Origin of the sequence: Oceanicola sp. S124 (genome assembly GCF_000220565.1) — a bacterium.
Lineage (GTDB): Bacteria > Pseudomonadota > Alphaproteobacteria > Rhodobacterales > Rhodobacteraceae > Pseudooceanicola.
This window is the reverse complement of record NZ_AFPM01000008.1, coordinates 25,219-31,612: the sequence shown is the minus strand read 5'-3', so window position 1 is coordinate 31,612 and position 6,394 is coordinate 25,219. Positions and strand designations below refer to the sequence as shown.

Genomic DNA, 6,394 nt, shown 5'->3' with positions numbered 1-6,394 from the left:
CCTGAAGGCGCGGGTGCGGCAGGATCAGCTGCCCGGGCGCCTCGGTCATCTGCGCCTCCAGGGGCAGGTCGCGCCAGCGGGCCTGGGTCGCCACGTCGGGCAGCACCCGGTCCTCGCAGGCCAGCAGGTCGAGGTCCAGGACCCTTGCGCCCCAACGGGTTTCGCGCCGCCGTCCGTGCGCGGCCTCGATCCGGTGCAGCCGCTCCAGAAGTGCCCCGGGGGTCTCGGAACTGACCAGCGAGACAGCGGCATTGACATAGTCGGGCCCGGCGCCGGCCGGAAAGGCGGGACTGCGGAAGAAACGACTGACACGGGTGATTCGCCCCGGTCCCTCGCCCATGGCGCGAACCGCCGAGCGCAGGATTTCCGCGTTGCCGATCAGCGTCGGTTCGAGGTTTCCGCCCAGAGCGACGAGGAAACGCCGGTTTACGTTAGTGTCATTTGATTGTTTGGACATGATCCGTGTCTTGATGCATGCTTTGGCAACATTTATTTTCAAAGATCCACACCGGATCGGGGCTCACTCTCCCTGTTTGGATCCGGACGGTGGAATTGGAAAGGTATTTTGATGTTCTACAAAGACGAACGGCTTGCGCTGTTCATTGACGGGTCCAACCTCTACGCGGCTGCCAAGGCGCTCGGGTTCGACATCGACTACAAGCTCCTGCGACAGGAATTCATGCGTCGCGGCAAACTGCTGCGGGCGTTCTACTACACGGCGCTGCTGGAGAATGACGAGTATTCTCCCATCCGTCCGCTGGTGGACTGGCTGCACTACAACGGCTTCACCATGGTGACCAAACCGGCCAAGGAATTCACTGACAGCCAGGGTCGTCGCAAGGTGAAGGGCAACATGGACATCGAACTGACGGTCGATGCCATGGAACTGGCGCCGCGCGTGGATCACATCGTGCTGTTTTCCGGCGACGGTGACTTCCGCCCGCTGGTGGAAAGCCTGCAACGTCAGGGCGTGCGCGTCTCGGTGGTCTCGACCATCCGCAGCCAGCCGCCGATGATCGCCGACGAGCTGCGCCGCCAGGCCGACAACTTCATCGAACTCGACGAGCTGCGCGAAGTCATCGGCCGCCCGCCGCGCGAGACTCCGGCCGAGGATCGCGGCGCGACCTCCCGCGCGACCGTCTGACACCGGACTGTCGCTCTGCGGGCCGCCCGGAAGGGCGCCCGGACCAAAAAGGCGGGGCCCCGCAACGGCGCCCACCGTCGCCTCCGTCCCGGGAGGCCGCCGGGCCCCGCCTGCCCCGCCCGCAAGGGCCGCTCTGGACCTCGGGCACCGAAGCCCCTACCTGTGGCACAGCAGGAGACGCCCGAGGATCTGACGCGATGAACGCCCCCGCCATGCCCAAACCGCCGCTGACGCTTTACCTGGCCGCCCCCCGCGGCTTCTGTGCCGGTGTCGACCGCGCCATCAAGATCGTCGAGATGGCACTGGAGAAATGGGGCGCCCCCGTCTACGTCCGCCACGAGATCGTGCACAACAAGTTCGTCGTCGACGGGCTGCGCGACAAGGGCGCCGTCTTCGTCGAGGAACTCGATGAATGCCCCCTGGACCGGCCGGTGATCTTCTCGGCCCATGGCGTGCCCAAGGCCGTCCCGGCCGAGGCCGCGGCGCGCGAGATGGTCTTCGTCGATGCCACCTGCCCGCTGGTCTCCAAGGTCCACATCGAGGCCGAGCGCCACTCGGAAGAGGGCCTGCAGATCGTGATGATCGGCCATGCCGGCCACCCCGAGACCATCGGCACCATGGGCCAGCTGCCCGAGGGCGAGGTGCTGCTGGTCGAAACGGAAGCCGACGTTGAGACGCTGGCGGTGCGCGATCCCGCGCGGCTGGCCTTCGTCACCCAGACAACGCTCTCGGTGGATGACACCAAGAACATCGTCGCCGCCTTGCAGGCGCGCTTCCCGGCCATCGTCGGGCCGCACAAGGAAGACATCTGCTATGCCACCACCAACCGCCAGGAATCGGTGAAAGCCATGGCAGGCAAGATCGACGCCATGCTGGTGGTCGGCGCGCCCAACTCCTCGAATTCGCGCCGCCTGGTCGAAGTTGCCGCGCGCCAGGGCTGCCCCTATGCCCAGCTGGTGCAACGTGCCACGGATATCGACTGGCGCGCCCTCGAGGGCATCCGCTCGATCGGCATCACCGCCGGCGCCTCGGCCCCCGAGGTCCTGGTGAACGAGGTCATCGACGCCCTCAAGGCCCGCTACGACGTCACCGAAGAGATGGTCGAGACCGCCAAGGAGAACGTCGAGTTCAAGGTTCCCCGAGTCCTGCGCCAGCCGGCCTGAGGCGAGGCCTTGCCCTGCCGCCCCATGGCAACCTGTCGAACGAAGGGGGCTCCGCCCCCGCCCGCTGTCGCGGACTCCCCCGGAGTATTTTCAGCCTGGTGATGATGCAGGGGAGGAGCCTGTCCGGCGACCTGCTTTCGCCATGGTGGGCGTGCCACGCCCCTGTTGCAGAAGGAGGCCGGCAGAAGGGCTCGCCCCTTCTTCGATCATCACCAGGCTGAAAGTACTCCCGCCGGAGGCAACCGCCCGCCAGGGCGGTATCCCTTGACCTTCGCCCCGCCGCATGGTGTCACGCCTGAGTTTTCACGGAGGTTCCCATGGCCAAGTTCTACGCCTTCACTGATGGCGCCTGTTCCGGCAATCCCGGCCCCGGGGGCTGGGGCGTGCTGATGCAGGCGCGCGACGGCGACAGCGTCGTGAAGGAACGCGAGTTGAAGGGCGGCGAGGCCAATACCACCAACAACCGGATGGAGCTGATGGCGGCGATCTCGGCGCTGGAAGCGCTCGGTCGTCCGACCGCAATCACCGTGGTCACCGACAGCCAATACGTGAAGAACGGTGTGACGGGCTGGATTCACGGCTGGAAGAAGAACGGCTGGAAGACAGCCGCCAAGAAGCCGGTGAAGAATGCCGAGCTGTGGCAGCAGCTGGACGAGGCCGCGAAGCGCCACCAGGTGACCTGGGAATGGGTCAAGGGCCATGCCGGCCACCCCGAGAACGAGCGCGCCGACGAGTTGGCGCGCGCCGGGATGGCGCCGTTCAAGGGCTGAGGTCTGCGCATCGCGAGAGGCCCGAGGTGGGTTGGCACCCACCCTACGCGCCTGGATGGCGCCACGCGTTCGGCCACTTCAGCGCCCGGGTCCAGCCCCAGGTGTAGGGTGGATGCCAATCCACCTTCCCCGGCCTCAGCTCAGAGCTTCGCGTCGTAGTCCGACACCAGCAGGTGCAGCGGGGCGCTGTCTTCCTCGATGCTCGAGAACCGTCCGATGGGTGCCTCGAAGATATTGTCCGTCCGGTCGTCATTGACCGTCGAGACCTCGCCGATGCAGACCCGGCCACCCTCGCCCCAGAAGGCGTGCCAGATGTCCGGCGTCAGGGTCACGCTCTCGCCCGGCATCAGCTTCAGCTTGCCGCCGGCGGGCAACTCCCGCCAGAGGCCATCGGTCATCACCCGCACCGGAGCGTTGCGGTCGATCCCCTCGGGGCCGTCCATCCACAGCTCGAGCACCAGCGGCGCGCCGCCGCGGTTGATGATGTCCTCGGTCTTCACGATGTGGCGGTGCATCGGCGAGATCTGCTCGTCGCCCGAGATCAGCAGCTTCTCGGCATAGACCGGCCCCCCTTCGGGTTGCCGAGGTCCGCCGCATTGCCGTTGCGCACGGTAAACAGGAACAGGCCAAGCGTGTCGTAGTGACCGTCGCCGTAGTCGGTGACGTCCCAGCCCAGGCCCTGTTCGATGATAAGCCCGGCCTCGGCCTTGCGGGTGCGGAACTCCTCCGGACTCCAGTAAGCGAAGGGCGGCAGGGTGAAGCCGTATTGCCGGAAGAAGGCATCGCCTTCGCGGATAAGCTCGTTGACCTCGGATCGCAGCATCTCAGTTCCCCAGTATCGTGCCCTTCGGCAGGGGGTGGCCACGCAGGAAGACCTCTGCCTCCTGCGCCCCCTTGCCGGCGCGTTGCAGTTTCAGCAGTTCCACGGCGCCCGAGCCGCAGGCAACGACCAGCCCGCCGGCCTCCAGCACCTCTCCCGGCGCACCCTGCCCCGGGGCCAGCCGCGAGGCCAGCAGTTTCAGCCGCTGGCCGTCATGTTCGACCCAGGCGCCGGGGAAGGGAGACAGGCCGCGGATCTGCCGGTCGACCTCTTCGGCGGGGCGGGTGAAATCCAGCTGCGCCTCGGCCTTGTCGATCTTGGTGGCATAGGTGACGCCCTCTTCGGGCTGCACCTCTGGGGTCAGCTCGGGCAGGCGCGCAAGCGCCTCGGTGATCATCCGCGCGCCCATCGCCGACAGGCGGTCGTGCAGCTGAGAGGTCACCTCTTCGGCGCCGATCGAGGTCGCCTCGCGCAGCAGCACGGGGCCGGTATCCAGACCGGCTTCCATCTGCATGATGCAGATCCCGGTCTCGGCATCGCCCGAGAGAATCGCCCGGTGGATCGGCGCGGCGCCGCGCCAGCGCGGCAGCAGCGAGGCGTGGATGTTCAGGCAGCCGAAGCGCGGCGCATCCAGCACCGGCTGCGGCAGGATCAGACCATAGGCGACCACCACGGCCACGTCGGCGTTGAGCGCGGCGAAGGCCGCCTGCTCGTCCTCGCCCTTCAGGCGCACCGGGTGACGCACCTCAAGACCCAGCTCCAGCGCGCGGGCATGGACCGGGGTCGGTCGGTCCTTCTTGCCACGGCCCGCGGGGCGGGGTGGCTGGCAATAGACCGCTGCGACCTCATGACCGGCCTCGACCAGTGCGTCGAGCACCGGCACCGAGAACTCGGGCGTTCCCATGAAAATGACGCGCATCGCCCTGCCTTTCATCTTGCCAAGAACATGCACCGGCGCAGTACCGGCGAAGGGCGCTTCAGCGCAGCTTCTTCGCCTTGCGCAGCAGCATGTCCCGCTTCATCTTGCTGAGCCGGTCGAAATACATCTTCCCGGCCAGGTGGTCGATCTGGTGCTGCACGCTGGTCGCCCAGAGGCCAACGAAGTCCTTCTCCTCGACCTCGCCCTGCGCGTTCAGGAAGCGCACCGTCACCGCCCGGGGGCGGGAGATCTTCGCCGAGACGCCGGGAAGGTTGGGGCTGGCCTCTTCATGCTCGCGCAGGTGCACCGAGGCATGCAGCACCTCGGGATTGGCCATCAGCACAGCCTTGCCGCGCTCTTCCGAGGCATCCACCACCGCCAGCCGCTGCATCACGCCGATCTGAGTGGCGGCAAGGCCGACGCCGGGCATGGCCTCCATCGTGTCGACCATGTCGGCCCAGACGGCGCGCACCTCTTCGGTGATCCCGGCCACGTCGGCGGCAGGGGTGCGCAGGCGCTTGTCGGGCCAGGGCAGGCAGAGACGGGCGGTCATTGCGCGGCCTCGTAGGCGGCCAGCAGGTCGGTGCGCCGCCCGTCCGAGAGGTAATCCAGGTAGACCCGCCCATCGAGGTGATCCAGCTCGTGCTGGGCGCAGGTGGCCTCGAAGCCCGAGAGCTTCTCTTCGTGCTCCACCCAGTTCTCGTCATGCCAGCACATCACCACCTCGGCGGGGCGGGCGACCTCGGCCAGCACGCCGGGGATCGACAGGCAGCCCTCTTCGCGGGTCACCAGCTCATCAGACCGCCAGGTGATCTGGGGATTGAGGCAGGCGCGGGGCGATTTCTCGCCCTCCTTCCAGGTGCAATCCATGACGAAGAGGCGCTTCAGCACGCCCACCTGGGGGCCGGCCAGGCCACGGCCCGGCGCGGCATACATCGTGTCGAACATGTCCGCGACCAGCGCGCGCAGGTCGGCACCGGGGTCGATCCGGCCCGCCATGGTGGCCAGCAGGGGGTCGGGCCATTGCAGGATCTTCATCACCGCCATCAGCCGCGCGCCCTCTCGCGCTTCAGCTTCTGGCTCTTGCGGGTGATCATCTGGCGCCGCATGGGCGAGATATGGTCGATGAACAGCTTGCCCTCGAGGTGGTCGATCTCGTGTTGCACGCAGGTTGCCCAGAGCTTGTCGAAGGTCTCTTCGCGGGCATTGCCGTCGCGGTCCATCCAGCGCACCGTCACCTCGGCGGGGCGGGTCACCTCGGCGTATTGCTCAGGGATCGACAGGCAGCCCTCTTCGTAGGAGCTGGTCTCATCAGAGGCCGAGACGATCTCGGGGTTGAACATCACCAGCGGGCGGGGCGCCTCGCCGTCCTCCTTGACGCAATCCAGCACGATCAGCCGTTGCAGGATCCCGATCTGCGGCGCGGCAAGGCCGATGCCGGGCGCGTCGTACATGGTTTCCAGCATGTCATCCGACAGCTTGCGCAGCTCGTCCGAGATATCGTCGACGGGCGTTGCGACCTTCTTCAGACGCGGGTCGGGGTGGATCAGGATGGGGCGTTTCATGGCAGACGATCTA

8 protein-coding genes and 1 pseudogene are annotated in these 6,394 nt (G+C 67.1%); 3 read left to right on the top strand and 6 right to left on the bottom strand.

The features are described from left to right. Positions 1–457: 2-amino-4-hydroxy-6-hydroxymethyldihydropteridine diphosphokinase (gene folK, locus OS124_RS0100565; protein ID WP_010137296.1), on the bottom strand; the 457-nt coding region annotated here is incomplete at its 3' end. Positions 458–568: 111 nt separating this feature from the next. Between folK and OS124_RS0100560 the strand changes: the two genes are divergently transcribed. The 3 genes from OS124_RS0100560 to rnhA all read left to right on the top strand — a co-directional run bounded on the left by OS124_RS0100560 (position 569) and on the right by rnhA (position 3,077). Next, the gene (locus OS124_RS0100560) at positions 569–1,144 is read left to right on the top strand and encodes a LabA-like NYN domain-containing protein (RefSeq protein WP_010137295.1); all 576 of its coding nucleotides are present in this window, start codon (positions 569–571) and stop codon (positions 1,142–1,144) included. 212 nt (positions 1,145–1,356) lie between these two features. Then, complete coding sequence (ispH, locus tag OS124_RS0100555; protein ID WP_010137294.1) at positions 1,357–2,307, top strand: 4-hydroxy-3-methylbut-2-enyl diphosphate reductase; 951 nt, start codon at positions 1,357–1,359, stop codon at positions 2,305–2,307. 317 nt (positions 2,308–2,624) lie between these two features. Further along, positions 2,625–3,077 (top strand): ribonuclease HI, encoded by a 453-nt coding sequence (gene rnhA / locus OS124_RS0100550; protein WP_010137293.1) that lies wholly within the window; start codon positions 2,625–2,627, stop codon positions 3,075–3,077. 140 nt (positions 3,078–3,217) lie between these two features. On the opposite strand, the pseudogene OS124_RS26320 reads toward rnhA, so the two are convergent. From OS124_RS26320 to def (OS124_RS0100525), 5 genes and pseudogenes are all read right to left on the bottom strand, one after another. Then, positions 3,218–3,900 (bottom strand): annotated as a pseudogene (locus OS124_RS26320) (D-lyxose/D-mannose family sugar isomerase). 1 nt (position 3,901) lies between these two features. Further along, the gene (fmt, locus tag OS124_RS0100540) at positions 3,902–4,816 is read right to left on the bottom strand and encodes a methionyl-tRNA formyltransferase (RefSeq protein WP_010137292.1); all 915 of its coding nucleotides are present in this window, start codon (positions 4,814–4,816) and stop codon (positions 3,902–3,904) included. A gap of 58 nt (positions 4,817–4,874) precedes the next feature. After that, positions 4,875–5,369 (bottom strand): peptide deformylase, encoded by a 495-nt coding sequence (def, locus tag OS124_RS0100535; protein WP_010137291.1) that lies wholly within the window; start codon positions 5,367–5,369, stop codon positions 4,875–4,877. Next, the gene (def, locus tag OS124_RS0100530; RefSeq protein ID WP_010137290.1) at positions 5,366–5,863 is read right to left on the bottom strand and encodes a peptide deformylase; all 498 of its coding nucleotides are present in this window, start codon (positions 5,861–5,863) and stop codon (positions 5,366–5,368) included. The genes def (OS124_RS0100535) and def (OS124_RS0100530) overlap by 4 nt, the downstream gene beginning before the upstream one ends. After that, positions 5,863–6,381, bottom strand: coding sequence for a peptide deformylase (gene def, locus OS124_RS0100525; protein WP_010137289.1), 519 nt, complete (start codon positions 6,379–6,381; stop codon positions 5,863–5,865). Before def (OS124_RS0100525) ends, def (OS124_RS0100530) begins: the two co-directional genes overlap by 1 nt. Between the last annotated feature and the right edge of the window lie 13 nt (positions 6,382–6,394).

What these genes read in the sequence shown, in the direction of transcription:
- rnhA (WP_010137293.1), top strand. Translation starts at nt 2,625, where the DNA reads ATGGCCAAGTTCTACGCCTTCACTGATGGCGCCTGTTCCGGCAATCCC.
- def (WP_010137289.1), bottom strand. Translation starts at nt 6,381, where the DNA reads ATGAAACGCCCCATCCTGATCCACCCCGACCCGCGTCTGAAGAAGGTC.
- fmt (WP_010137292.1), bottom strand. Translation starts at nt 4,816, where the DNA reads ATGCGCGTCATTTTCATGGGAACGCCCGAGTTCTCGGTGCCGGTGCTC.
- ispH (WP_010137294.1), top strand. Translation starts at nt 1,357, where the DNA reads ATGCCCAAACCGCCGCTGACGCTTTACCTGGCCGCCCCCCGCGGCTTC.
- def (WP_010137290.1), bottom strand. Translation starts at nt 5,863, where the DNA reads ATGGCGGTGATGAAGATCCTGCAATGGCCCGACCCCCTGCTGGCCACC.
- def (WP_010137291.1), bottom strand. Translation starts at nt 5,369, where the DNA reads ATGACCGCCCGTCTCTGCCTGCCCTGGCCCGACAAGCGCCTGCGCACC.
- OS124_RS0100560 (WP_010137295.1), top strand. Translation starts at nt 569, where the DNA reads ATGTTCTACAAAGACGAACGGCTTGCGCTGTTCATTGACGGGTCCAAC.